General features: G+C 64.8%; 1 protein-coding gene. It reads left to right on the forward strand.

Going from position 1 to position 1,318, the window contains the following annotated elements:
• Positions 1-1,318 (forward strand): T6SS effector BTH_I2691 family protein (locus ACF8Q6_RS16395; RefSeq protein WP_392492594.1); only part of this gene is annotated, 1,318 nt, incomplete at both ends.

Genomic DNA, 1,318 nt, shown 5'->3' on the forward strand with positions numbered 1-1,318 from the left:
GCTATGTCTACGTGTTCATGAAAGGCCCTCAGGGCGAAAAGCTGGTCATTCATGAGCACGTCGGCGCGGGCCTCTACAAGGAGCTGCGCTACCAAGGGCTGGAGGACTACCACCGCCGTGAGCGCTACCTGTCCGGCCAGAGCACCGGCTGGGTGTGGGCCGACACCTGCCAGGACACGGCCAAGGAAGTGTGGATCGGCTACAGCCCGCACCTGTGGACCAACGCCATCACCGCCCGTATCACCGGTTCGGCAGCCCTGCGCAAACGGCACATGCGCCAGCTGGACATGGCCGAGCTGGTGAGCGGCAATCAGGCGCCGTCCACCCAGCCCCATGTGTTGCCGGTCAGTGCCCTGCAAACCTGGGTCGAAGACTTCAAGCCAACCGAGCGGCGCATGCCGCTGACCTGGAGCAGCGACCCGGTCACCGAAACCTTGCCCATCGGCAACCTCAATGCCATCGCCCGCCACTACCCCTGGACCCAGCCGAAAGTGCCAGTGGTGGTGGCGCTCGCCGACGCCGAAGGCATGGCCCTGGACCTGAGCCTGTCGGTCTCGGCCTACCAGCATCAACTGCGTGACCTGATGCCCGCCGAGCAACTGGAACACACAAAACCCGCCCAACCTCCCGAGCAGGAGCGCGTGCCGGCATGCTACCGGCTGGATGCCGAACAGCTCAGCCCGCAGAGCCGCGACTTTCACCATCGCAACCTGGTCGCCATGTTGCTGAACAAGACGCTGGAAAGCCTGTACCCGGCGGATGCCCCTTCACCGGAACTGGCCGCGTTCAGGCTGGGCACGTCACGCCGGGGGCCTGCCCTGTCGCCGGCCGAGTCCCATTTCCAGGCCCTCACCCATGAAGATTACTCCCCCAATGGCGCGCGCCTGGCACAGCGCCTCGATGTCGACAAATACCGGCGCTTCCTCGCCGAACGCGACGCGCTGGAACGGCGGATTGCCGCCCTGCGCAACCTGGCCTTGCAAGCCAGCAACGATCATGACGCCTGGCTGGCGACGGCCGAATCCCAACACATCGATAACCCCTACAGCCTGGCTGCGGCACTGGCCTGTTACGACCGCGACGAACGCACCTCCGCCCGCGGTCTGGAAATCTCACTGGCGTTGCTGATTCACCCGATGGGCCAGCCGACACCCGGCACCGAAGATCATGACCGGCGTTTCAAACGCCTGGAGCAATGGCTGGACCAGCACGACAGCCCGCTTTACACCGCCTTGGCGCCGTTCAACCCGTTCAAGGACAAAGCCGATTCGATCGGCTCTTTGTTCGGCGCCAGCGACAACGTGATCGAAGGGCTGGC

Origin of the sequence: Pseudomonas sp. GLN_2, from assembly GCF_043106005.1 — a bacterium.
Lineage (GTDB): Bacteria > Pseudomonadota > Gammaproteobacteria > Pseudomonadales > Pseudomonadaceae > Aquipseudomonas > Aquipseudomonas alloputida.